The sequence below is a fragment of the Bradyrhizobium sp. 197 genome, from assembly GCF_023073375.1.
In the GTDB taxonomy this organism is placed as follows: Bacteria; Pseudomonadota; Alphaproteobacteria; order Rhizobiales; family Xanthobacteraceae; genus Bradyrhizobium.
In genome coordinates this window covers 399,278-424,422 of the sequence record NZ_JADPJJ010000055.1, presented here as the reverse complement: position 1 = coordinate 424,422, position 25,145 = coordinate 399,278, and the positions used below count along the sequence as shown (strand labels likewise).

15 protein-coding genes are annotated in these 25,145 nt (G+C 57.0%); 11 read left to right on the top strand and 4 right to left on the bottom strand.

The genetic code is table 11. The annotated features are described in order from the left end of the window. The first annotated feature begins 347 nt into the window (after window positions 1-347). The 5 genes from IVB27_RS13325 (at window position 348) to IVB27_RS13295 (ending at window position 6,709) form a co-directional block, all read left to right on the top strand. Window positions 348-836 carry an arsenate-mycothiol transferase ArsC gene (locus IVB27_RS13325; RefSeq protein WP_247444011.1) on the top strand — a complete coding sequence of 163 codons (489 nt, stop codon included), beginning with the start codon at window positions 348-350 and terminating at the stop codon, window positions 834-836. Window positions 837-1,207: 371 nt separating this feature from the next. Beyond that, window positions 1,208-1,582 carry a hypothetical protein gene (locus tag IVB27_RS13320; RefSeq protein ID WP_247444010.1) on the top strand — a complete coding sequence of 125 codons (375 nt, stop codon included), beginning with the start codon at window positions 1,208-1,210 and terminating at the stop codon, window positions 1,580-1,582. A gap of 2,530 nt (window positions 1,583-4,112) precedes the next feature. Beyond that, window positions 4,113-4,358, top strand: coding sequence for a hypothetical protein (locus IVB27_RS13305; RefSeq protein WP_247444007.1), 246 nt, complete (start codon window positions 4,113-4,115; stop codon window positions 4,356-4,358). 157 nt (window positions 4,359-4,515) lie between these two features. After that, window positions 4,516-5,646 (top strand): serine/threonine protein kinase, encoded by a 1,131-nt coding sequence (locus IVB27_RS13300; RefSeq protein WP_247444006.1) that lies wholly within the window; start codon window positions 4,516-4,518, stop codon window positions 5,644-5,646. Next, window positions 5,633-6,709 (top strand): nucleotidyltransferase family protein, encoded by a 1,077-nt coding sequence (locus tag IVB27_RS13295; RefSeq protein WP_247444005.1) that lies wholly within the window; start codon window positions 5,633-5,635, stop codon window positions 6,707-6,709. The genes IVB27_RS13300 and IVB27_RS13295 overlap by 14 nt, the downstream gene beginning before the upstream one ends. Before the next feature lie 55 nt (window positions 6,710-6,764). On the opposite strand, the gene IVB27_RS13290 is transcribed toward IVB27_RS13295, so the two are convergent. Continuing rightward, on the bottom strand, window positions 6,765-7,145 hold the full coding sequence (locus IVB27_RS13290) for an H-NS histone family protein (RefSeq protein ID WP_247341570.1): 381 nt from the start codon (window positions 7,143-7,145) through the stop codon (window positions 6,765-6,767). Window positions 7,146-7,869: 724 nt separating this feature from the next. Here IVB27_RS13290 and IVB27_RS13285 point away from each other — a divergent pair. Then, window positions 7,870-8,238: an H-NS histone family protein gene (locus IVB27_RS13285; RefSeq protein ID WP_247444004.1), complete on the top strand. Its 369-nt coding sequence runs from the start codon at window positions 7,870-7,872 to the stop codon at window positions 8,236-8,238. A 57-nt stretch (window positions 8,239-8,295) separates the two neighbouring features. On the opposite strand, the gene IVB27_RS13280 is transcribed toward IVB27_RS13285, so the two are convergent. The 3 genes from IVB27_RS13280 to IVB27_RS13270 all read right to left on the bottom strand — a co-directional run bounded on the left by IVB27_RS13280 (window position 8,296) and on the right by IVB27_RS13270 (window position 14,434). Beyond that, window positions 8,296-9,765: an exopolysaccharide biosynthesis polyprenyl glycosylphosphotransferase gene (locus tag IVB27_RS13280; RefSeq protein ID WP_247444003.1), complete on the bottom strand. Its 1,470-nt coding sequence runs from the start codon at window positions 9,763-9,765 to the stop codon at window positions 8,296-8,298. A 247-nt stretch (window positions 9,766-10,012) separates the two neighbouring features. Further along, window positions 10,013-12,022 (bottom strand): hypothetical protein, encoded by a 2,010-nt coding sequence (locus tag IVB27_RS13275; protein ID WP_247444002.1) that lies wholly within the window; start codon window positions 12,020-12,022, stop codon window positions 10,013-10,015. A 75-nt stretch (window positions 12,023-12,097) separates the two neighbouring features. After that, entirely contained in the window at window positions 12,098-14,434 is a 2,337-nt protein-coding gene (locus IVB27_RS13270; RefSeq protein ID WP_247444001.1) for an AAA family ATPase, read from the bottom strand. A gap of 347 nt (window positions 14,435-14,781) precedes the next feature. Here IVB27_RS13270 and rfbC point away from each other — a divergent pair, with 347 nt between their 5' ends. From rfbC to IVB27_RS13245, 5 genes are all read left to right on the top strand, one after another. Next, entirely contained in the window at window positions 14,782-15,339 is a 558-nt protein-coding gene (rfbC, locus tag IVB27_RS13265) for a dTDP-4-dehydrorhamnose 3,5-epimerase (RefSeq protein ID WP_247444000.1), read from the top strand. A 14-nt stretch (window positions 15,340-15,353) separates the two neighbouring features. Then, the gene (gene rfbB / locus IVB27_RS13260; protein WP_247443999.1) at window positions 15,354-16,412 is read left to right on the top strand and encodes a dTDP-glucose 4,6-dehydratase; all 1,059 of its coding nucleotides are present in this window, start codon (window positions 15,354-15,356) and stop codon (window positions 16,410-16,412) included. Window positions 16,413-16,419: 7 nt separating this feature from the next. Then, window positions 16,420-17,409, top strand: coding sequence for a dTDP-4-dehydrorhamnose reductase (gene rfbD / locus IVB27_RS13255; protein ID WP_247443998.1), 990 nt, complete (start codon window positions 16,420-16,422; stop codon window positions 17,407-17,409). Further along, the gene (rfbA, locus tag IVB27_RS13250) at window positions 17,318-18,205 is read left to right on the top strand and encodes a glucose-1-phosphate thymidylyltransferase RfbA (RefSeq protein WP_247443997.1); all 888 of its coding nucleotides are present in this window, start codon (window positions 17,318-17,320) and stop codon (window positions 18,203-18,205) included. Before rfbD ends, rfbA begins: the two co-directional genes overlap by 92 nt. 109 nt (window positions 18,206-18,314) lie before the next feature. Further along, window positions 18,315-25,136 carry a DUF4082 domain-containing protein gene (locus IVB27_RS13245; RefSeq protein WP_247443996.1) on the top strand — a complete coding sequence of 2,274 codons (6,822 nt, stop codon included), beginning with the start codon at window positions 18,315-18,317 and terminating at the stop codon, window positions 25,134-25,136. The last annotated feature ends 9 nt before the right edge of the window (window positions 25,137-25,145 follow it).

Sequence of the window (25,145 nt, the reverse complement as noted above, 5' to 3'; positions counted from 1 at the left end):
GTTGAATGGGATGGAAAGGTTCTGACTGGTTTGGTGGTTGTAAATGGGGTGCCCACCAAGGTAACTGCGGACCGAGCCACTATCCATGCGTATGCCACAGGGTTTAGCGATGCGCTTACCTGGGAGATTGATCGCTTTCGGTCGCAAATCTTCGAGAAGCTGATGCCATTCTTCATTCGACAGAATAGCTGACGGTGCGGTATGGCCTCGCGGCGCATTCGCCAAGCTTTCGGCCAGCGATGTTACAGGAGACAAGCTGGTGATCGTTGGGTCGAGGAGATTGGCGCGATTCGAGATAAACTCACGCCTCCAGCCACCATCGAACTTCCATTTCCTGGCGTCTCGGAATGACTGAAAACTGCAAATGGGTTCTCTTCCTTTGTACGGGCAACTACTACCGCAGCCGGTTTGCGGAGGAACTGTTCAATCACCTTGCTGAACAAGAGGAGCTGCCATGGCGAGCATTCTCCAGAGGCTCTGCCGAGAGGGGGGCGCTTGAGAACACCGGTCCCATCTCCGGCTTTGCACTCGAGGGGTTGCAAGCCCTAGGAATTAGCCCGAAGGGCGCTGATAAATTTCCGCAGGCCTGCAGTTTAGCTGACTTCAGTCAAGCAGATGTCGTCATAGGATTGAAAGAGGCGGAGCATCGATCGATGATCGAACGCCACTTTCCGGCTGTGGCGGACCGGGTCCTGTATTGGCAAGTGGATGATATCGATGTCGCCCAGCCCAGCGATGCCCTGCCGCACCTGACGCAAATGGTCACGAACTTGATCGCTATATCGCGACAACCGGCGGTCCTGAAGGGGCATGCCGAAAGCCTGCGGAAAGAATAGCGGGAGGCGCGGACATCCCCACTCCATCATAGCGCCACCTTCATCCGCGTGAGGCAGATGGTTGTTCTATTCGTTCGCCGAAAGGACATGGCAGAGCCGTCAGCCCCTGTCCGCATCGACAGCGAAGCAGCCTGGATTGGCCCTCATGGCATTCAGTGTGTCCATTGTTCAATTAATAAAAATCATTGGAGTATTTAAATAAGAATTTGCAGCGGGCTCAATTCCCTCCATGGCAGCCAAAGCGCAGTCGGGGAGTCCGGCGCCGTCTGTGATTATTTATGGAATTGAAATGCTATAGCTTAAGGTATATTCCTCATATATTTCGGTAGAATAATATTGTAGACGTCGCTCCCATAAATCGAGCTATTCAGATGTCGATGCATTTATTACCAAGCACACATATCGCTTCGCTCAACAGGTCGCCCAATAAACCCAATCCGGAGCTCCTATTCTCGTCGGAGCATGCGGATGCCAAGCTTCTTCACTTGGGGCGGGTGACGGATATTGCTAAAACGTGGCCACCGAGGCAACGGAGGGCTCTCCAAGAGCAGTTGGACAAGGTTGAGCGTGAAATCGAGATGTACATTCAAGTCGATGGATTTGAAAAAGATCGGTTCAATCGAGAGTCTTACTTATGGACTGCAGAAGATCGAATCGAGTGGCAGGAAACACAAATTGGCAATGCTCAACGTCTGAACGAACTACTTGAAGAGCGTAACGATCTGCAAAAGCAGCTTCGATCGTAAGAGCGCAACCTTTAGCCCCGTGCCACCGAACAGGGAGCACCGAGAGGCTCATATGGGCAATATCAAAGAGGTCATTCTTCGAGCGGTACCCCAAATGTTGTTCTTCACGGGATATGCGGCTGTCTTTCTGCTTGCGGTGCATCTTTACGTCTCGCTAGCGTGGGGTGCACGACAGTAACGAGGAGGAGGTGGCATGCAGTGTCCTTTCGCTGCCGACCAGGCTGGCTCCGATTTTCGTCCCAGGCCCTAAAGCTGCGCCGATGGCGAGCACGGTGGATCATTCGAAAACTCAGACGGATCTATCAGTAAGATGTCACCCCGGCGGGAGGAAGGACTAAGCAGCAGGCGCCCCGCCAAAACGAGAGGGCCCCATTGAGGCCATCTCCCGGGAATTTATGCGGTTGAACATTCTTTCACGACGGCAAAGCGAGCGGATGCTGTTAGGGCGACGGCACTCAACCGTGCGCTGCCGGAGGGGTACCTTGGCCTCAAAGCCGGCGAGATCCCATGCCCGCGATTGCGTGTGCCCGGCCCTTGGGCTCTCATTTTCCGACCAAGCGCTGAACCTGTAAGCTAAGGCTGGTAAGGGCCTCCCAGGGATCTATCCAACATCGGAGAATGTGAGAATCACCGCCTGTCCGCGTGCGCTCCAACCTTGCTCGCAATGCATCGCAAAGAGACATAAGGCCGGCATAGGTCTCCAAATCTTGTTCAAGTATTTAATTTATTCAAGTGAGAAAATTTAAACGGCAAGCTTAAATTCGACAAAATACAAGGCGTTCTCTTGGCTGGGGCAGGGCCATTAATCGGGAGTACCTGCATGTTTAGTCGAGTAGTAACTGCGTCAATTTTCGCTTTAACAATCTCCGTTTCTTCGGAGGCGCGCCCTTTACGTCCTCCTCCACCCGAATGCAACTTCACTATGCCCTGCGATTTTTCAACGTCGCTGGTGCACATGCAGAGATCTAGCAGATCAGCACGGGGTCTAAAACCAGATGCTATTCGGAGCTTAAGGATGTCCGCAGTCAGCTCAGACATGGTTGGGACTGAGATCGTCGGCGGTCGCCCAGCCGGTTGCCCTCGATCGTTCTGTGGATGTGGTGCGGCAATACGAGTGTTTGGTCGCATAGTGCCGGAACTTAACCTGGCGGCTAATTGGCTGCGTTTTCCGCGCGCCTCGCCCGCCCCGGGAATGGCTGCAGCGCGACGCGGACACGTCTTTGTCCTGGAGCGGCACATCGCCGGTGACATCTGGTTGGCGTATGACGCAAACTCGGGAGGGCACGCAACGAGGATCCACGCGCGCTCCCTGAGGGGGTACACCATCGTGAACCCTCGCTCAGCCTAGCAGCATTGTGCAGCGCGTCCCATCAGGACTCCACATCCAGGCGGCGCCTCCTGTCGAGAACCGCAGCGGAGATTCGCTGCGGCTTCTCTCGCTCGGACAATTTGCAGGCGACCAGTTGTTTAATGTTTTGCAGGAGCCGTTATCGGCGATCGGGCCGATGAACGAGATCCGCATCCCCGCTTAGCGCGGTCGCCTGCGAAGTTTGAGCTAGGCGCGATTCTACCCGGTGAGGGCGAAACGACCATGATAGCGATCTGCTGAGAGGAGGTAGGACGCCGATCTCTCAACTGCACATAGCCGCTGCGGATCTGGCCGAAGCGGCATAGCAACAGTCTCCATTGAGAAGCGCATCATTTCGCTTCTATCAGGCGCGGCCAAGTTCCTTTCCACGGGTCGGAAGGGGGAGCGCAATAGAACTCAGCAAGCGCGGTGCCAAATAAGGCTATCCATCCGGTCCGCATTCCACCGTTAATTCGGCTAGACCGCATACGCCGGCGATATTCGACATCAGCACGACGGCGCCCCTCCGAACATTTTGACAAGCTGAGTGACCGGCTCTTCCACCCAAGCCTCGCGAGCAAACCAATTGTGATTGGTGCGGCAAATTGGACAATGAGTATTGCCGAAAAACACGACGCTTCGCAGAAATGTCTCACGATCGGACATGATACCGGTGGGAATAACGTGACCGGTTTGGGGGCACTTGACCATAATCATACCCATGTAGGCCTTTCCTAGATATTGCTCGCTGCTGATCGGAAACCGGCTGGCTTGAGTGGGAGTGCTGTTTACTTAGTGGCATCGGGCACTGGGCGTTTGCTTAGCGCTATGAGAGATGCCGGTGACGGCGCTTCTCGATAGCTTCACTCCCCGTTCTTCACTTCGTGATATGTTCGCTTCGCAAAAATCAATTTGCAAATTAAATATTATTTGCCTGAATGAATCGAGCCTATGCGTTCTGGAAATCGGAATGAGGCCCGATGGATCTGCCGTTGATGAGCCGGCTAATCGTCGGCGGGTCTCTGCGCGCCTTCTACGAAGCGCCCTTTGGTATCAAGGGGGATGGTGCAGGTTCAATCATACGGCGCATTTTTATTATATTTAACGCCGCGAATATTTATTGTCAATTCTGCCGCATGACGTAAGCTAACTTTGTAGGTTGTGCTGTGCTGGGAGGGAACCATGTGGGAATCAAATCATAACAAGCGCAACATCGGCTCCGCTACGCTGCAGTTCGCCAAAATGCGCGAACAATTAATAATCATCAGTGAGAGAGAACGAATTTTAAAAGAGCGTAGTGCTGATCGTGAAGCGTACCGGTATCTGCTGGACGCTTACCGCTTAGCTGTGCTGCACAGCGATTGTACAGAAGATGTGGTGAACAATTCTCGAACCAGAACAGGCGAGGGCAATCAGTTGGCTGCTTGACCCGCCGGTGTCTGGCCATTTTCGAAGTGATGTGTGCCCACGCTAGATGCTGGGCTTGGATCTGGGGCGGCTGTTCGTTCCATCGAAGGCGGTGGAATAGCGCATCGCAGATTTCGTCGCGGCTGGCTCGGCACGGTGGCGAGATTGAATACTGTTCATGTTGGCTGGAGCCGTGCTCGAAAAATCATCAGAAAAAGTGGTGTTGAGGCCAGCTGTGGATGCAGTCTTCGCACTGCTGGATGGCCGACCGGTGCTATTTAGTGAGACAAGGCAGAACATCTATCAGCTGGACCAGCTGGGTGCATTTATCTGGTGCAAGTTGGCAGAAGGCGCTTCTTTGGCAACCGTTTATCGGGAGCTCGGAGAGCTGGACATTGTTGAGCACGCTGCGCGCCGGTTCACGTGGCAGGCTATAGACGCTTGGACGGATCAAGGGCTGCTCGACGTCGATTGGCAAATCTCGGCCAGTTGTGCCTTCTCAGCCATTTTAGGGCGGCATCGTATCAGTGTCCGGGCTGACAATCGGGAGCTTTTGCAGCGGTTGGCTTCGCTATTCTGCATCCTGGACAACGAGGATGGCGAAAACGATATCGCAATCGAGGCGATGCTGCTGGACGATCGAGTGTTCTTCCGAGGAATTGACGGGGGCGTCCACAGATGTGAAATCGAAGCACTTGCACCTACAGTCAAAGCGTACTTGACCGAGCGGCTTATTCGAAGCGATCGATCGGGCTTCGCCCTCCATGCCGCGTCTCTTGCGAATTGCGGAACTGGCTTGCTGTTGTGCGGCCAGCCGGGAGCCGGCAAGTCGACGCTTACACTGCAATTGGTGGACGCAGGATTTCAGTATGCCGGTGACGATGTTGCGCTGATTGGTGATGATGGCGCGGTCTGTGGATTTCCATTTGCTCTCACTCTCAAGGAAGGGTCATGGGAGTTGTTGTCGCTGTTGCATAGCAGTTGGGACGGCGTCACGCATTGCAGGGCCGACGGCGCTCAGGTGCGATACTTGCCAATTCGGAACACGCACATTGGAAGCCTTTCTGCGAGTTGGATCATTTTTTTGAACCGGGTTGCGAGCGGCACGGCCGAGCTGGTATCGCTGGATCAGCTGGATTCGATGAAGCGGCTCATTGACGGCGCATTTGCCGCCGACGGAAGGCTGTCGCAGGCCGGGTTTTTTGCTTTGAAGCGGATTGTCGCCGGCGCGCGATCGTTTCAGCTTACCTACTCCCAGTCGGGAGAGGCCCGGGCGCTGCTGGTGGACTTGTGCAATGACAAAGCATAGTGCGGCACTGACGAGTCTCTGTAATTGCCTTCGAGGTTTGCCGCCTGCCGATGTGGAGTGGACGTCCGTAATCGGCCTCGCAAACCAGACGTTGACGACGCCCGCGCTTATTGACTTCGTCGATCAATTTGCATCGGTGTTGCCGGACGACGTCTGCGCGTATATCCGACAGATCTATCACCGAAACGTACTGCGCAACGACCGGTTGGCGGGTCAATTGGAAGAAGCCGTCGTTGCGATGAATAACCGGGGAGTTACGCCAGTGCTGCTCAAGGGGGCGGCGACGCTAGCCACCGCGGCTGACGAGCGGCGCGGAGTTCGGCTGATGTCCGACCTCGATCTCATGGTTATGCCGGACGAAGTTGAAAGAGCGGTCACTGCACTTCGAGCAATTGGCTATCAAATTCATGATCAGGCTCGTCCCGAAAGCCGGAGATGGTTTGTAGAGCTGATTCGGTCGACAGATGCCGGCGCTATCGATCTTCAGCGGGCCGTCCCAGGCCCCGCGTACGCCTATCGTAGCGCCGGACATGCTCTGAACCATTGCGTTTCTGCGCCGCTAGGGCGGGGGAGCGTGCGAATTCCGACGCCCACGTACCGAGCGCTTATGTTGATCATCCATGATCAATTTCAAGACTATGGTTATTGGCTCGGCGACATGGATCTGCGGCATTTGGTTGAATTGCGTGATCTGAACAGCTCCACTGGGGGGCTCAACTGGAATGAGCTTGCCTCTTATGTCTCCGGCGAGTTGACGAGGAATGCGGTCGAAACCCAGCTGGTCGCTCTCGCTGCGCTGCTTGGAGTCGAGATTCCGTACGCGCTGCGCTCCCGACTAATTCCGCGCCTACAGCTTATTCGTCAATTGATGCAAGCGCGCTTTCCGGCCTCACGTCTGCCCCTCCTGGCAATGACGGTCCTGGACCTCAGGAACTACCGGCGGGAGGCGACCGTTGATCACGCGCAAACCAGCGCGCGCCGTGGATTGTGGTCGATGCCGAGAGCGAACACCTTACAGTTTCTGTGGAAGGCGGCTACGGTGGCTCGTGCGGGAAAAGTCTAGGGTCGACAGCGACGTCTGACAGATCAGCGGTAAAATTGTGCGATCGCAAGCCGGGTCAGGAGTGCTCTCGATCATGAGCGTTACGATCTGACGATTCGCCGGTCTCGCGGACTCTGAACTCCTCCAGCGTGTGGCCTGATTGGAGGGCGGCTACCAGCCAGCGGGGCTGTTTGCCACGTCCTGACCAAGTCTCTGTCGGCTGCAGCGGGTTGTAGTATTTGGGCACGACCTTGGGATATTTGCGGCGCGGAGGTTGGCTCGTCTCCGCCGCCCCGCTTCCAGCTTGGCCCAACTGCTCGGGTTGGTTGAGTTGCGCAAGACGTTTCTCCAGTTCCCGCTTCTCGGCGGTTATCTTTTCAGCGAGAATCTTGGTCAGCTCCTCGTGGAGAAGCCAAAGTTCCTCAAAATCCATAGCTTCGAGATCCTGCTTGCGCATAGCATTCTCGTCACCGTTCGACTGACTGGTTGTCCATCTATCATCTTCTACATTCGAGTATCGTGACCCGAGCCGCGAAGGAACGATTGACGAAGTCAGCACCGGAATTGACCTGACAATAAAATTATTATATATGATTTAATAATTATTGCGACGATTATTTATTAATGCTTTCAACAAGCAAAGAAATTGCGGATGGAGGAGTAGTCTTGATCGAACTTCCTCTTGAACGTCTTCAAGATTCAGTCAGCCGATTTATTGTTCCCTCGGCTTCATTTTCGGACATCCAGGCTCTGATGGCCCAAATCGAGCTCAGGCAGCGTGCACTGCGGGATATCGAAGTTATTCGCTGCCGTCTGCGGGTATGGGACGACCGTACGGTAATAAGGATGCCCAGACGAAGGAAGGGTGCCTCCGCGCGTCACGCGTCCTCCTTGAGGCTGCGGCGCGGAAAGTTGTTCACGCGGCCGGCTTGATCTCATCCCCCAGGTCCGGTTTGACGTTTGATGTGTTCCGCGGCCCTGCGCTGGGCGCGTGAAATTACTTCTCCGCGGTTAAATTCTGCGGATCACTCATCTTCCAGACTTGATTAATAACCGAGACGCAGCTATCTGGAACGAAGGTTCCAGTCGGTTCCGCGCATTTTGTGGGGATAATTTGGCCCTTTGTCTTGATTAATGTCAATCGGGCCAATATTAGATGATCGCAACTAAAAGGTGAGCCCATGTCGGCTAAGAAACTCGAACTAGAATCCATGTCTCTTGACGATCTCTGGTCGCTTCATGAGGAAATTAGCGGGATGTTGTCTGAGCGGATCAAAGCGGAGAAGCACGAGCTGGAAAAGCGCTTAGCAGCTCTCGGGGGCGGGATGGCTGTTCTAGCGGACTCCCGTGGCGCAGGTGCGTCTACGACCGGCAAGCAGAGGCGTAAATATCCGCGAGTCCTGCCGAAGTATCGGAATCCACAGACATCCGAGACCTGGTCAGGGCGCGGCAAGCGGCCGCGGTGGTTGGTTGCAGCAGTGAAGTCTGGTCGAAGGGTCGAGGACTTTCGCATCGGCGAAGCGGGTCCTAAGCTTCGTCAGCGGGGCTGACCGGATCGGCAATGATCGGCGGCAAGCTAGCCGGCGCAGCCACATAAATCTGTGCGCCTAGTAGGCATTGCGGCCACGCAGCACCTCCACGGGGGTTCGCAGCAAGATTGCGAGATCCAACCGAGGGCTCCAGTTGTCGATGTACCAGAGATCATATTGCACACGTGTTTCGACCATGACCGCTGTGGGAGTCGGGCCGCGGCAGCCGTGGACTTGAGCCCACCCGGTCAATCCCGGCCTGACCCTGCGGCGAAGGGCATAGTTGCGCACCAGCTTGTCAAATTCTCCGTCGTGAGCCAAGGCATGAGGACGAGGGCCCACCAGTGACATGCTGCCGTCGAGTACATTCAGCAGCTGTGGCAGTTCGTCGAAGCTTGTCCGGCGCAGCCATTTGCCGACGCGGGTAACGCGTCGATCGGCGCGGTTGGCCTGAAGGATCACAGGCCCGTCCTCGAGCACATGCATCGTCCGAAATTTGCGGATCAAGAAGGTCCGGCCGTTAAAGCCGCAGCGTTGTTGTCGAAAGAATACAGGGCCAGAAGAATCCAGCTTGATCGCCGCCGTAGCCAGCGCGAGGAGCGGTGCAAATATCGTCAAGGCGAGTCCTGCGCCAACAAGATCAATGGTTCGCTTCGTCGCGCATTCGATGGGCGTGAGGGGACCGCGCTGAAGTTCTACACAAACGGCACTTCCAAGACTCCGCGTAGGATGTCGAAGCAACTCGGATGTTGTGCCGACCGGCACGAACATGATCGGGAAAGGCAATACCCGCAAATCGGCAACCAAGGCCCGAAGTTCGGGCCATCGTTCCGGGTTAGCTTCCACCACGACTTGGTCGAGCTGGGAACTGCGAATGTAGTCAATCACGCGGCTGGCGAGCCGCCTTCTACTGGCGGGACCGAAGCCAATCGGAGGCAAGCTGAACCTTCCCTTGACGCAGTAGCCGTGCATTGCCAACGTTTCAGACAACCCGGCATTTTCCGATAGCGGTTGATCGCTGATCAAAGCGATGTTCGTGCTAGCAAATTTTCTACCGCTCAGGCCTCTACCGAGAAGTGTCCTGACACCCCACCGTTCGGCAACAAGCAAGCCTAGGCCGATGACAGCGAAGAGTGAGCCTGCTTCTTGAGAAGAGCCCGGACCAATCGCAAAGCCGTACACGGCCCAAATCAAGAGCAACAATGACGTCCACGCCAAACAAAGGGCGCGTATCTGATTTCGGAGGACGAGGAGCTCAACTGGCCGATAAAGGCCATGGGTCTTCAACAGGCAAACGAGACAAGCTGAGCTGACTAGTGCCAGGCAAAGTGCGTTACTCAAGTCACCTGCAGCCTGCGCATTTTGAATTTGGTGCAGCAACCTAGAAACGAGGCTTGCGAATAGAATGGTGGCAACGTCCGCACAGAGCGCCACGTATTCGATCGAGTCGTATCGGAGGGGCCAGTTATGCTGGCGGGGTACCGCTGGCCCGGGACTGACACAATCCGTCTCATCTTGATCGGGGAAATGTCGGTTCACGAAATTCATTGTCGGACACTCTAGATTAACTATTTAATTTATTATTAATCTATGGGATTTATCAAGTGTGAAATGGCGGTTCGTGTGATTTAAATTTGCTCGAAGTCATGGTCCGTGGCGGAAATTCTTCCGGCGCCGGAACTCGCAACCCAGTCGGGTGGGCTCCGTACCCGGGTCCTGGAGCCGCAGTTTCACTCGCGGAGCGTTTTGTCGCAGAAGTAAGGCTTCCAAGCCGTCGCCACGGAGCCAGAGGATTCTATCGAGAACCCTGACGAGAACGCGGCGCGCGCATGTTGTCGAGGTACGTCGGATCCAGTTCCGAAATTAGGCTCTCGAGATAGATCTTCCCCTCGGTTGAGGCTGACCGGTACGCGGTCACAAGCGCTGGTCTGATAGCAGATCCACGCGTAACGACGAGGCTGACGTCCCGCTTGATCAAGTCCCGAAATTCAAGCTCCCGTACCACAGCATCTGTAGCGAGCGCGACCGATAGCCTTAGCGGCAGCAGATCCAAATCGTTCGGCGCAGTATAGTACGACATCTTGAGCATGGCTGCCGTGCTGGACTGGGACGAATTCTGCTTCGACGCCGCGAGCATGAGCCAAATGTCGCCGTGAAGCGGCGAAGAGCGCAATGACCGGACCAAAGAACTCGACGCCGCCGGAAGTTTGGCCTTTTGCTCGTCCACGGCGAGAACTGGCTCCCCGCGGGATCGCGATTCCCCTTGGATTCGAAAGTCTTCGCGCGCGGCCGCAACCGAAACTGGCTTCGAGATCCCGTTTGGCCATGCCGCTGCGGCCGAAACAGCTGCCGACAAAGAAGACTGACCAGCGAGATACCACGTGGGGAGAACCATCCATATTGTCTGCATGATCAGCACTATTCCAAGCACCATCAGGGCAACGCGCGGCCAAATGGTGACAAGCGCCAAGACGAGCCTTGGACGAGATGCCGGAACGGGACCGGCCATCCAATCGGAGGCCTCTTTCGATCCCACGATTAAGGCCTCGCGGCCCACACCGGGTACGCTCTGGCCGAACGCTAGCCCAAAAAGCGCTGCGACCAGGAGCGATGCGCCCAGACCCAGAATTCCATGGTCGGAAAACGCTAGTATTGGCAGTGCAATCGAAGCGCCGGCGCCCAAGGCTGGATATACGTAATCGTGACCTCGTGACAGAGAACGCCTGAACAGAATACAAGCGCTGAGCATTGCTATCACTACGAGGCCGCAAAGGAATGCCCACCCCATGTCGATAACGATTGCAGCGGCAGCCGTTGACCTTTCTCGCGGGGCGCCGATATCGACGTCCCGATAAAGAGGCAAGAGGACCGTTGAAGCGCCGGCACCGGATCCCGCCGGCCTGACGTCCTGTAGCATCCGTTCTGTCGCGATCTGGCTGCTCGTTGACAACGCGATCGTCACATCGGTGTTAGTCCTGAATGGAATGACCGTTGCGCCGGCAATAAAGAGTATTGCGGCGGTTGCGAGAACACCAGCGGTCCCCCACAAGCCCAAGTACCACCTCCGAATACTGAACACCGAGACCAAAGCTCCTGATCCAAGGAGGGCGGCAATGACGGCGGCGGAGTTGGTCCGAATGAGCAGCGCGGTCATGCACACAATCATTGCGATGATCGCGGCCGACAGAGCAGGGAGCGGGGCCGGCGCGACTTTTCCTGGCCGACCGTGCCGCCGCAATTGATCCACTGCGCGTATTGCCGTCGCGCAGGCGAGCAAGACGCCAAGCACAGCGACGGTTGAGCCATCGGGGCCAGCGACAGCACGTGCTTCCTTACCGAACCACATGGCTGTCGCAATAGTGGTTACCGACAGTAGGATATGCAGGACTTGCGCTGCGCGATATCGGTCAAGCGTGACGACCGCAGTGACGAAGGCCGCGGCGAGCACAGCGCAATACTGCGCGAGCGAGAGCATAGTCGCACCAATATCGACTGTAATCATTTCGGAGAGGGGCTCGTTTAAGGCCGCCGAAGCAGTTGCCCAGATGGGATTGCCGAGCGTGTCCACGGGCATCGGCACCGCCTGTAACGCCATCCAGAGCGCCGGCGCCGCGAGTACAACGACGAGATTAGGTCGGAGCAGCTTGGCGAGCCCGAGGGGGGCGGATGACGGAAAGATCGCCACAACGAACGCGGCTGTTGCAAGTATGAACGATGCCAATCCCAAGCTCTGTAGGCTTTCCGGCAATGTGAGCGCCGCGGTGATCGCCCCTAACTCGGCTAACATGACCAGCCGGATAATCATTTAAACACCACCTTGTCGCGCGGCCACTCCACTGATCCGCTAGGCGGAGAACGGGAAGGCCACTACGAGACAGCCTCAAGACCCGGAAAGCCCATAATGGATGTAGTGGCTATCATGATAGTAGTAGCTCTGATGGCCGTCGTATCGAGCCATGGCCTTGGTATCCGTTTTGCTGAGAACTGCTCCGATCAGCGATTCGTGAATGTTGGGTGCCGTGTGCAGTGCGTGCTGGACGACATCTATTCTGGTGCGGCCCCATTCAACAACTAGGATATAGCAGTCTATGAGCGATGAAGTGACTCGAACATCGACCAAGGGCGTCAGTGGAGGAAGGTCGACGATGACGTAGTCATATTCAGCTCGCAAGCGGTCGAACAGTTTGCTCATCGCGTCGGCGCAAAGAATCTCGCTGGTGTGAAGCAGAGGCCCTCGCCGCACGGCGGGTAGAAATGCAAGATTGGTCGTAGGATCCCGCCAAATAGTCTCCTCGAGGGAGCGGCTTCCATTTGCAACTTCGACGATTCCGCCGACAGCTTTCGGCGCAAATGTAGCAGACAGTGACGGATTCCTGAGGTCGCAATCGACGATGATGGCTCTCTTGCCGGTGTGCCCGATCAATTGCGCGAGCGAGGCTGCAATCGTGGTCTTCCCCTCATTCGGCAGGGCCGAGGTAATGCCGATGACCTGGGAGGAGATTTTCGCCGGATTGTGGTCGATGGCCAGCTTGATGGAACGGATTGCCTCGGTATATCGAGATAGCGGCATCCCGATCACGGTTCGATGAATTGCGGTTGGAGACGAAGCTATCTGTTGCTGAACATCATCGTGGGTTTGCTGGGGTCGAACTGGTAGCTTCGGAAATTTGCGGGCCGGCAACAATGGGACCAAAGACAGGCAAGGCAATTCCAACACACTTTCCACTTGTGAAGAGGTACGAAAGACGCGGTCCATGATGTCTCGGAGGAGCGCCAAGCCGACACCCAGCGCGAGACCGCCGAGGATGCCGAGCGCCAGCACCAGCTTTGACTTTGGCTTGCTCTTGCTCGGTGGCGGCGAAGCGGGGAAAAGTAGCCGGGTTTCGGAGATTGGGAATGTCTCCTGCTGTGCGGAGCCCATGTAACGCTGCAGGAAGGTCTCGTACAAGCTACGCAAGCCCTTTGCCCGGCTTTCCAAGTCCTTGATAGTCAGTTCAGCAGAGTTGACTGAACGGGATTGCGAAACCGCCTTGGACAGTTGGTTTTCGATCTCTTGCTGACGTTGCTTGGCGAATTCGAATTCGCTTCGGCTGACTTCGGCAAGTCTCTTGACTTCGTCGAAAATAGAGACGCGAAACTCCCGCGCGCGGTTCCGGATATTGACGACTGCTAAGTGGTCGCGACCCACCCTGGCCGTCAACTCGGCCTCACGTCTCAGGAGTTCCAGATACTGCTGGCGCAGCCCCGTAATGATCTGGCTGTTTGTCGCATCGGCGCCGATAGCATCCAGATTGCCCATCGAGGACGGCTTTGTCGGATCGGAGGCAAGAAGAGCTTCATAGCGAGCCAACTTGGCCGTGGCCTCTGAGGTCTGGGCGCGCGCGGCAGCCAATCGATTGTTGATTTCTGTGATCTGCTGCTCGTTGATGGGCTTTCCGTCCAAAGAAACGATATTGTTCTGGGCCTTGTAGACGTCGACGGCACGTTGTGCAGTGAGAGCTTGGTCGCCAAGATCGCGCAGCCTCTCCTGCAGCCAGCTTGTTGCCCTGCGATTGGCATCGAACTTTGCATTGAGCTGATCCGCAACATAAGTGTTGGCTACTGCGTTGACGATTTCCGCTGCTCTGGCTGCGCTGCTCGAATTGAAACTGATCTCAATGACGTTGCTGTACCCGACACGCCCCGCTGAAAGCCGATTCAGAAATGCGTCAACGATAGTGTCAGATGGCCCGGCCTGCGTATCGGATGGCGCGTCTTTCTTCGATCCAGGCGAGGCCCAAGACCGAATTCGCTGCCAGAGCGGCTGCAGAGATAGCCCTGACGCATTGAAGTCTGGAGTGTCCACCAGTTTCAATTGGTCGATTACCGCAACTGCGGTGGCCTTTGATCTCAGGAGCTGAAGCTGGGTCTCGATTTGATTAAGATCGAAGGCCGGCTCGGCGAGAATAGATTGCTGCTGAATAAACTGGGGCCTTGGATTGGCCAACAGGATCTGAACCTGCGCCGTATAGGTTGGAGGCGCCAACCGGAGGTAGAGCAGGCTGGCTGCAGTTACGAGTCCAGCGGTGACAAGAATCACGAGATATTGGCGTCGGAGAAGCCCGATGCCGAAATTGATGACGTCGTTGATCCCTCCGCCTTCTGTCTGAACGGGTTGGGCCAGCCCGGTCACCGGAATCCGCAGTCTATCCGCGTGTCGAAGATTGTTCTGGAGCATCGCGTACCTGTCCGACAGTGGGGCACATTAGGGCCGCCCGCCCGCAGACCGAGGTTTATGGGGGACGAACGGACGGCGAGGGAGTATATGCATATAAAAATCTACTTGCCAAATTAAATGAACATCTATTAAATGAAATAAATAAAAATGAATATGGACCTGCCGCTTCGGCCCGCCATTGGCAAATTAGAAGACTTTTATGGGCATTACGATCAGTCTGTATTTGGAGCAAGAATAATGTGAGCTTTCGAGACCGATAGGCGCACGGATAATAATTCCATTGCGGAGTAGGGTCTGTCGCAACAAACCCCCAATGGGAAAATGAGGGCCGGTAAGGAGGGTGCCCAATGCTGGAACTGCGATCCTTGGCTATCCCTGATGTCAAAGTAATTCGAACAGATCGGTTCTCCGATGCCCGCGGCTACTTCTGTGAGACCTTTCGGCGATCAGCTTTTGCTGAAAAGGGGATCCTCCATGACTTCGTTCAGGATAATCAGTCCAGCTCAGATCGGATCGGCACAGTGCGCGGCTTGCATTTCCAGCGACCGCCCTTCGCCCAGGCCAAGCTCATACGGGTGTTGAACGGGGCCATTCTGGATATTGCCGTTGATCTCCGGCGTTCATCGCCCAACTTCGGGAAGCACGTCGCCATCCAGTTGGATAGCGAAAGCGGTGAGCAGTTGTTCATTCCGAAGGGATTCGCGCATGGTTTCTGTACGCTGCAGCCCAAGACCGTCGTCTTGTACAAAGTCGACCAGGTCTACGCGCCGAGCCATGACTGCGGCGTCTATTGGGCTGATCCCGCATTAGCAATCAAGTGGCCGGTGACAACCTCAGAGGCTCAGATATCGCCAAAGGACCAGACCCTTCCTGCGCTCAGCCAAGTAGCTTGCGTTTTCGAATAGCGGAGATGAGTAAGATGCGTATCTTGGTGACCGGCGGAGCGGGCTTTATCGGCTCTGCGGTGTGTCGCCGCTTGGTGCTGCAGACCGGTGCCGCAGTGATCAACGTCGACAAGTTGACATACGCAGCCGACCTGGCTTCGCTGGCGAGCATCGAGGGGCTGGGGTCCTATGCGTTCCTGCAGTCCGACATCTGCGATCGACAGGTTATGGATCTCGCGTTCGCCGACTACGAGCCGGATGCGATCATACATCTGGCCGCCGAAAGCCACGTCGACCGTTCGATCGCCGGGCCCGAGGCGTTCGTCAGCACCAACATAGTTGGCACCTACACGCTGTTGGAGGCGGCCAGGATTTACTACGAACGTCTGCCGCTTCCGCGGCGGAAGCAGTTCCGCTTCATCCACGTATCGACAGACGAAGTCTACGGTTCATTGGGGCCGGAGGACTTGTTTCGCGAGGACGCGCCCTACAGGCCGAGTTCGCCGTATTCGGCGAGCAAGGCGGCCTCGGACCACCTCGCGCTCGCGTGGTTCAGAACCTACGGACTGCCGGTCATCGTGTCGAATTGTTCGAACAATTACGGACCGTACCAGTTCCCGGAAAAGCTCATCCCGTTGACGATCCTCAATGCGATCGACCGGAAGCCACTACCGGTCTATGGCGACGGCGGGAATATTCGCGACTGGCTTCACGTCGATGATCATGCCGCCGGCTTGATAAGACTTCTGTACGAGGGGAGACCGGGTGAGAAATACAATTTCGGCGGAGACAGCCAGCGATCCAACCTGGAAGTGGTCACCCGGATTTGTGATGTGCTGGATCGGTTATCTCCGGGCGCGGGAGTGAGACGATCTCTCATTGCTTTCGTGCCGGATCGTCCGGGACATGATTCGCGCTATGCCGTCGACGCGTCGAAGGCACATCGCGAACTTGGATGGGAGCCGACGAGAACCTTCGAACAGGGCCTGGCCGAAACGGTCGGATGGTATCTCAAAAACCGTGCATGGTGGGAGCGTGCTCGCTGCGGTGTCTATGACGGCTCGCGTCTGGGTCTCCTCGCGGTCCAACATTGAGGTGAAGATGACGGATCGACCCATCCTCATTGCCGGGCGGAATGGTCAGTTGGCAAAGTGCCTACGTGATCTCGCCGCAATGCGCGGTCTGCCTGCTGTGGCTCTCGGGCACCGAGAACTTGATCTGGAGAACCGCGAAGGAATCGACAAGCTCATCGCTTCGATCGCGCCGTCTGCAATCATCAATGCGGCCGCTTATACGGCGGTTGACAAGGCCGAATCTGAAGCAGCGAAAGTGTTTAGCATCAACCGCGATGGCGCGGCGACGCTAGCAAATGTCGCTTGGCAGATGAGCGTGCCACTCATCCATCTCTCGACCGACTATGTGTTCGACGGCGCGAAACCGGATGCGTATGACGAAAGCGACATCCCCGCGCCGTTGAATGTCTACGGCGCGTCGAAGCTTGCCGGCGAAGCTGCCGTATTGGCCACGCATCCGCTCGCGACCGTGATCAGATGCTCGTGGCTTTACAGCCCTTATGGCAGCAACTTCGTTCGCACGATGCTGCGGCTATGTGAGACGCAGCCCATTGTAAGGGTTGTTCGGGATCAACATGGAAATCCGACCTCAGCATTGGACCTTGCGGAAGCCGTCCTTCGGATCGCAGAACGGTCGGTAACGGCCGATCGCAGGGCCACGGCCGGTATTTTTCATCTCGCCGGTCAAGGTGAGACAAGCTGGCACGACTTTGCGCAGGCAATCTTCTACGAGCTTTCCCGTCGTGGAGCGCGAATTCCGGCGCTCGAAGCGATCACCACCGAAGAGTTTCCCACCGCTGCGCGTCGGCCACGGAACTCGTGCCTGGACTCATCTAAGGCCGAACGTGTGTTCGGGATTCGATTGGCCCCTTGGCGCCACTCACTCGAAGTCTGTCTCGACCGGCTGGTTGGAGAAGGAGAAACCGATGCTCAAGGGAATCGTGCTGGCTGGCGGCAGCGGAACGCGCCTCTATCCGATCACGCACGTGGTCAGCAAGCAGTTGCTCCCGATTTATGACAAGCCGATGATCTATTATCCCCTGTCGACGCTGATGTTGGCAGGAATTCGCGAAATTCTGATTATCACCACGCCTTCAGACAGGTGTCAGTTCGAGCGCTTGCTGGGGGACGGCAGCCAATGGGGCATTCGGCTCAGCTACGCGGAACAAACCCGCCCCGCCGGTCTCGCGGACGCCTTCATCGTTGGTGCCGATTTCATCGGAAACGATCGAGTGGCGATGGTGCTTGGGGACAACATCTTCTTCGGCGATGGCTTGAGCGAATTGCTTGCCAGGGCGGCAGGCCGTGAGGAAGGCGCAACGGTTTTCGCTTATCACGTGCGGGACCCAGAACGATATGGCGTCGTCGCGTTTGACGAGGCGGACCGCCCAGTATCGATTGAGGAGAAGCCCAGACGGCCACCTTCGAATTGGGCGATTACGGGGCTGTATTTTTTCGATAATCGCGTTGTCCGCTACGCCCGTCGCGTCGAGCCATCGTCGCGGGGAGAGCTCGAGATTACCGATCTTCAGATGCGCTACCTTTCGGCCAGCGCGCTGCACGTTGAGCGCATGGGCCGGGGGTTTGCCTGGCTGGATACCGGCACGGTCGAGTCTCTTATCGATGCCGGGATGTTCGTGCAGACCCTTGAAAAGCGGCAGGGAATGAAGGTTGCCTGTCTCGAGGAGGTTGCCTTTAGACTCGGCTTCATCAATCGTGATCAACTTCTCGCGCTGGCGCAACCGTTGGAGAAGAGCGGTTACGGCAAATATCTGAACGAAATCACTCGGCTGACGCATTTTGCTTCGAAATAGCGCTCCTTGGTCGATAATTATATTTGTTTTAAACGCGTGCACATTGAATTGACCCGCGACATAAAATATATTTAAATGTCTAAGACTTATTTGTTTAATCGGATTGGCCATGCTTATTCAAAAGGCGAGCGCCTTTGGTCGAGGAGCCCGGGCCGTTTTTCCAGCGGAAGATATTCCCGCGGACTTGAATGTTTTTTGGCGAGAATCGCCGTTGTGGAATGCATTCGAGGACTCCGATCCGCCCGGCCTTTGGATCCCGCTGTTTGCTCATCCGCCAGCAAGCGGGCCATCCATTCCGCCCCATCTTTTCTCTGCGCCCTTCCAAACGCGATTGTCTGATCTGCTGTCGTCGACGTCTTTGACGAGCCGCTATCACAGTCCGACGTTCCTATTTGCAGCAAACGAACGGACGTCGCCGACATCATCATCGATTTCGGCCCCGAGCACCACGCACTGGACCAATTCCAGCAGTGGAGTCTGGGATATTGCTACGAATTGGAGCGCCGGCGTCCCGACGATCTTTGACTCTGCGGTCCTCGATGCGGCAGGAGCGTATGTCGTCACCAGCGCGTCCAGTGTTGATATTAAGAGTCTGATCGTTGATGCAGGCGCGACGCTTTCGTTTGGTGTCGGATCGCCCTTTATCGTCGAAGGCGATGTAGCGAACAACGGGGCCGTCAAAGCAGGGTCGTTCCCTGGCGATGGTATTGCTACAGGGAAGCTTAAGGGCGACGTCACCGGCACAGGATCTTTCGAAATTTCAGACAAGGCGATCCTTGAGATTGAAGGTTCGGTTTCCGGGCAGTTCTTGAATGGATCGTTCTCCGGCATAGTCGTGTCGTTCGACACGGGAATTGGCACGCTTGTCCTCGATCAGTCGGCCAAGTTCCACGGGTTGATCGCAGGTTCGTCGCCGGGGGCAGCGCTTTCGCCAGCGAACCTGATCGACCTGAAAGATCTACCCTTCACATCGTCGATGTCGGCGACCGTCCACTACGACAATAGCTCGAATATCAGCGTAGTTGATTTCAGCAATGGTGCGGCCGATGTCACCCTATTGTTCTCGGGGATGGACTCGAATTGGAATTTTAAAAGCGATGGGCAGGGAGGCACCATTGTCTCCGATCCACCGACGAATCCCATCGTACTGGAAAACCAAAAGCCAGGTACGCCGAAAAGTGTCTGGCAGATTCAGCCGGGAGACAATTCGACTCTGACCCAAGGGTTTGCGACAGCAATCAGCACCGATGTCGGGGGGACGGTCCAATTCAAGATCAACAATCTGACTGGCAACCCGAATTACCACGTCGATGTTTACCGCCTCGGCTATTATGGAGGCGATGGTGCCAGACTAGTTACGAGTCTGCAGCATCAGGCGGCAGCCTCGGTCGTCCAACCCGCTCCGTTAAGTGACCCGTCGACTGGCCTCGTAGATGCCGGCAACTGGAGCGTAACCGACGCCTGGAGCGTGCCAACCGATGCGGTCTCGGGCGTCTACATCGCCAGCGTCATCAACGGCACCCAGATTTTCCAGATCCCGTTCGTCATAAGGAACGACGCTTCGCACAGCGATATAGTCTTGCAGACAAGTGATGAGGACTGGCAAGCTTACAACGGTTGGGGAGGCGCCAACCTTTATTTCGGGAACGGCCCGGGCATCAATGGATCAGCCTACGCGGTCAGTTACAACCGCCCCCTCGTAACGCGTGACGGCACCGGAACCTTTTCCGAAGGGGGAGACTCCCCGTTCACGGCCGAGTTCGCGGCCATTCAGTGGCTCGAGCAAAACGGGTACGATGTCTCTTACATTTCAGGAATCGATGCTGCGACAAACGGCTCGTTGTTGCTCAATCACAAAGTGTTCATGGATGCGGGGCATGACGAGTATTGGACCGAAGCTCAGCGCGCCAACGTAGAGGCCGCAGCGCACGCTGGTGTGAACCTTGCGTTTCTCACAGCCAACGAAATTTTCTGGAAAACGAGGTTGGCACCCAGCATCGATAGCAGCGGAACAGCCAACCGCACGCTCATCAGCTACAAGGATACGCACGCAAATGCGCTGATTGATCCATCAGGACAGGCGACCGGCAACTACTCTGACCCGCGGTTTAGTGCTCCTCTTCCCTCGAATGAATTGACCGGTACATTGTTCGCGGTCAACGCATTCCGGTACGATACGATCACGATACCGTACTCGATGGCCCAGTTGCGCTTCTGGCGCAATACGGCCGTCGCGCAAACCTCACCCGGACAGACCGCCTCGCTCGTACCCGGCCTATTGGGCGTTGAATGGGACGTCGCGCCGGACAACGGATTCCGTCCGGCGGGGTTGGTCAGTGTCTCGTCTTCGACAGTCAATGTGGACGGAAAGTATCTGCTTGATTACGGCAACACGTTCGGAGCAGGCACGGCGACCCACAACCTCGTGCTGCATCGGGATCCCGTTAGTGGCGCACTGATATTCTCAGCCGGTTCAATCAACTGGCCGTGGGCGCTTGCCAGCGACCACGACGGACCTGCGACTCCGGTGGACCCAAATGTCCAGCAGGCGATGGTCAACCTCTTCGCCGACATGGGCGTTCAGCCGGCGACGCTGCAGGCGAACCTGGTGGCCACGATTCAGTCGACAGACACTACGGCGCCGACCTCTGCCATCAGCAATCTCTCGGCGACCAGCGTTGTCGAGGGCCAATCGATCACGGTGACGGGGACGGCCACTGACACGGGTGGAAAGATTGCCGGCGTCGAAATCTCCACGGATGGTGGAGCGACCTGGCATCCAGCCAATAGCAATGTCGGCGCGGCGAGCGTGACGTGGTCGTATACGTTCGTCACAGGCGCTCAGGGGACATATAGTCTCAAGACCAGGGCGGTCGACGACAGCCTGAACCTGCAAACACCTGGTACGGGCACGACCTACACGGTCACGCCGTCTTCCAGCCTGACGCTCTTCAGTCCGACCGACACACCTGCGGTGATTTCAAACGGCGATTCCGGCGCAGTTGAAGTCGGCCTCAAATTCGTTCCTACCGCTTCGGGCAAGATCACTGGCATTCGCTTCTATAAGGCGCTTGATAATACCGGCACTCACATCGGCGATCTCTGGACCACCAACGGCACGCTGCTCGCGAGCGCCTCCTTTAGCAACGAAACAGCGAGCGGCTGGCAGCAGGTTGATTTCGCGACGCCTGTCAATGTCCAAGCGGGCGTCACGTATGTCGCCTCCTATCACACCAACACCGGCCACTATTCCTCGACGGACTTCTATTTCATCGACTATGACGGCATTACGAAAGGTGCGCTCACCGCGCCCGGTAGCAGCCTCAACGGCGTCTATGCCTACGGCAGTAGCCCGATTTTCCCCAGCAACACGTCCTCTATCGACGCCGCGAATTACTGGGTGGACGTCGTTTTCACTGATTCAGGAACGACGTCGCCGCAAGCTCACGAAGACAGCGGCTTCACGGTAAGCCAAAATGGCGTGCTGAACATTGCTGCATCAACGCTGCTCGCGAACGACACCAACCCGTCCGGGCTGGCTTTCTCGATTTCCAGCGTCGGTAACGCGACCAATGGAAGCGTAAGCTACAATTCGCAGAACCAGACCGTGACCTTCACGCCCACCGCTGGCTATGCCGGGGCGGGGAGTTTCACCTACACGATCACGGACACGAGCGGCCAAACCGGCACCGGCCAGGTGTCGCTCAAGGTTAATTATCCGGCCTCGGCGCAGAGCCTGTTTGGCACCAATGATGCGCCGAGCGTCCCCAATGGCGGCGATACCAGTCCCATCGAAGTCGGCGTCAAGTTTACCGCATCCGTGAGCGGGACGATCACGGGCCTGCGCTTCTACAAGGGATCGTTGAATACCGGTCCCCATATTGCGGATCTCTGGAGCTCGACCGGAACCCTGCTCGCGACCGCCACGTTCACGAACGAGACCGCCAGCGGCTGGCAGCAGGTCAACTTCTCCACCCCGGTCGCGATCACGGCAGGCACCACCTACGTCGCGTCCTATCATACCAACGGCAATTATTCCGGTACCCAGAACTATTTCACGACGTCGCTTGTCAACGGCCAGTTGACGGCTCTGGCCGGCAGCAACGGAGTCTATGCCTACGGATCCGGAAGCGCGTTCCCGACGAATACCTACAAATCATCGAACTATTGGGTTGATGTCGTCTTCAACGGCTCCGCTGCAACCAGCGCGCCGCAAGCGAACGCCGACAGCGGCTTCACGGTTAGCCAAAATGGCGTGCTGAACATTGCGGCATCGACGCTGCTCGCGAACGATACCAACGCGTCCGGATTGGCTTTCTCGCTCACCAGCGTCAGCAACGCGGCCAATGGAAGCGTAAGCTACAATTCGCAGAACCAGACCGTGACCTTCACGCCCACCGCCGGCTATGCCGGGGCGGCGAGTTTCAGCTACACGATCACGGACACGAGCGGCCAAAGCGGGTCCGGCCAGGTGTCGCTCAAGGTCAATTATCCGGCCTCCGCGCAGAGCCTGTTCGGCACCAGCGCTGCGCCGAGCGTTCCCAATTCCGGTGATAGCAGCCCGGTCGAAGTCGGCGTCAAGTTTACCGCATCGGTGAACGGGACGATCACCGGCCTGCGCTTCTACAAGGGATCGCTCAATACCGGTCCCCATATTGCGGATCTCTGGAGCTCGACCGGAACGCTGCTTGCAACCGCCACGTTTACGGGCGAGACCGCCAGCGGCTGGCAACAGGTCAACTTCTCCTCCCCTGTCGCGATCACGGCAGGCACCACCTTCGTCGCGTCCTACCACACCAACGGCAACTATTCCGGTACCCAGAACGATTTCGCGACGTCGCTTACCAACGGCCAGTTGACGGCACCGGCCGGCAGCAACGGAGTCTATATTTACGGAGCCGGAAGCGCGTTCCCGACGAACAGCTTCAAATCCTCCAACTACTGGGTCGATGTAGTCTTCAACGGTTCCACCGCCGCCAATAATACGCCGCCAACCGCGGTTGCTGACGGCGCGGATGCGACCGAGAAGGGCGGCGCGAACAACAGCACTGGCGGTTCGCCCGCCATCGGCAACGTGCTAACCAACGATATCGATCCCGATTCCGGCGACACCAAGACCGTCACTGCATTCAGCTTCGGCTCGACCAACGGGATATTCAATACGCCTCTCGCGGGCGCACACGGTACGCTCTTGCTCAGTGCCTCAGGTGCCTTCACCTATACGGTGAACGAGAACGATGCGGCCGTGCAGGCCCTGCGGCAGTCGAGCAATACGCTGAGCGATGTCTTCAACTATACGATGCGGGACGCCGCCGGCGCCGCATCGTCGACCACCCTTACTGTCACCATTCATGGCGCCAACGACGCGCCGGTGCTGGCGATCCAGACCGGAAGCCAGGCTGCGACCGTGAGTTCCGCGTTCTCTCTGACGCTGCCCGCCGGCACTTTCACCGATGTCGATGCCGGCGACACGCTCACCTACGCCGCAACTTCGGCCCTTCCCGCCTGGCTCACGTTCAATGCTCAGACCCGCACCTTTAGCGGCACGCCGACGTCTGCGAACGTTGGCACGCTCAGCGTTACGGTCTCTGCTGCCGATCTCGGCAATCTCACGAGCAGTGAGACATTCGATATCGCAGTGTCGGCAGTTCCGTCAACGGTGAGCCTGTTCTCGGGTTCGGACACCCCCGCACTGCGGTCCAATGGGGACACGTCTCAGGTCAATCTCGGCGTGCAATTCACATCCTCCGTGGCAGGAACGATTACCGGCATCAAGTACTTCAAGAGTGCAAATGACCTCGGCACTCATACGGGCTCGTTGTGGAGCAGCACCGGCGCGCTGCTGGCGACCGCGACTTTCACGAACGAGAGCAGCAGCGGCTGGCAGACCGTCACGTTCAGCAGTCCCGTAACCATCACGGCCGGCGCCACCTATGTCGCGAGCTATCACAGCAACGGCCATTATGCCTCCACCACCAGCTACTTCACCACCGCTCGCACCAACGGACCGCTCACGGCTCCTGCGAGCATCAATGGCCTGTACACCTACGGAACAAGCAATCTGATGCCGGCCAGCAGCTATAGCGCAAGCAACTACTGGGTCGATGTGGTGTTCAACAGCTCGAGCGGCGGCGCCAACCAGTCGCCCGTCGCCGCAAACGACAGCGGCCTTTACGCCACGCAGAACGTCCCCTTCGGGATTCCGGCCTCGGTACTGCTTGCCAACGACACCGATCCCGATGGCGATACCCTCACGATCACGGGCGCGAGCGGCGGTGTGAATGGCAACGCTAGTTTCAACGCCCAAAGCAATAGCGTGACCTTCACTCCGACGACCGGCTACACGGGACCGGCGTCCTTCAACTATGGTATCTCCGATGGCCATGGTGGTATCGCCAGTGCATCCGTCGCTCTCAATGTGACCGCTGCGTCTTCGACGACTGTGCGCCTGTTCAGCGCAAGTCAGGAGCCCAGCATTGTAGCGGCCAACGATCCACAGTCAGTGGAACTGGGCATCAAATTCCGGACGTCTAGCCCAGGCGATGTTGTCGCCCTTCGCTTTTACAAAGGGCCATCCAACACGGGCACCCACGTTGCGGATCTTTGGAGTAGCACCGGCACTTTGCTGGCGACTGCGACCTTCACCAGCGAAACAGCCGACGGCTGGCAGCAGGTCAATTTTGCCACGCCCGTGACGATCATGCCGGGAACCACCTACGTCGCCTCCTATCACACCGCCGGGAATTATGCGTCCGATCCGGGCCTCCTCGCCAACGCAATTACCAACGGACCTCTGACGGCCCCATCCTCGGCATCGATCGCCGGCAACGGTGTGTTTGCGTACGGGTCAGATAGCCTGTTTCCGACCAACACTTACAACGCAACGAGCTACGGCGTTGACGTGGTTTTCAGGCAGCAGCTCGCAGCATAGGAGACACAA

What these genes read in the sequence shown, in the direction of transcription:
- IVB27_RS13325 (WP_247444011.1), top strand. Translation starts at nt 348, where the DNA reads ATGACTGAAAACTGCAAATGGGTTCTCTTCCTTTGTACGGGCAACTAC.
- IVB27_RS13320 (WP_247444010.1), top strand. Translation starts at nt 1,208, where the DNA reads ATGTCGATGCATTTATTACCAAGCACACATATCGCTTCGCTCAACAGG.
- IVB27_RS13305 (WP_247444007.1), top strand. Translation starts at nt 4,113, where the DNA reads ATGTGGGAATCAAATCATAACAAGCGCAACATCGGCTCCGCTACGCTG.
- IVB27_RS13300 (WP_247444006.1), top strand. Translation starts at nt 4,516, where the DNA reads ATGTTGGCTGGAGCCGTGCTCGAAAAATCATCAGAAAAAGTGGTGTTG.
- IVB27_RS13295 (WP_247444005.1), top strand. Translation starts at nt 5,633, where the DNA reads ATGACAAAGCATAGTGCGGCACTGACGAGTCTCTGTAATTGCCTTCGA.
- IVB27_RS13290 (WP_247341570.1), bottom strand. Translation starts at nt 7,145, where the DNA reads ATGCGCAAGCAGGATCTCGAAGCTATGGATTTTGAGGAACTTTGGCTT.
- IVB27_RS13285 (WP_247444004.1), top strand. Translation starts at nt 7,870, where the DNA reads ATGTCGGCTAAGAAACTCGAACTAGAATCCATGTCTCTTGACGATCTC.
- IVB27_RS13280 (WP_247444003.1), bottom strand. Translation starts at nt 9,765, where the DNA reads ATGAATTTCGTGAACCGACATTTCCCCGATCAAGATGAGACGGATTGT.
- IVB27_RS13275 (WP_247444002.1), bottom strand. Translation starts at nt 12,022, where the DNA reads ATGATTATCCGGCTGGTCATGTTAGCCGAGTTAGGGGCGATCACCGCG.
- IVB27_RS13270 (WP_247444001.1), bottom strand. Translation starts at nt 14,434, where the DNA reads ATGCTCCAGAACAATCTTCGACACGCGGATAGACTGCGGATTCCGGTG.
- rfbC (WP_247444000.1), top strand. Translation starts at nt 14,782, where the DNA reads ATGCTGGAACTGCGATCCTTGGCTATCCCTGATGTCAAAGTAATTCGA.
- rfbB (WP_247443999.1), top strand. Translation starts at nt 15,354, where the DNA reads ATGCGTATCTTGGTGACCGGCGGAGCGGGCTTTATCGGCTCTGCGGTG.
- rfbD (WP_247443998.1), top strand. Translation starts at nt 16,420, where the DNA reads ATGACGGATCGACCCATCCTCATTGCCGGGCGGAATGGTCAGTTGGCA.
- rfbA (WP_247443997.1), top strand. Translation starts at nt 17,318, where the DNA reads ATGCTCAAGGGAATCGTGCTGGCTGGCGGCAGCGGAACGCGCCTCTAT.
- IVB27_RS13245 (WP_247443996.1), top strand. Translation starts at nt 18,315, where the DNA reads ATGCTTATTCAAAAGGCGAGCGCCTTTGGTCGAGGAGCCCGGGCCGTT.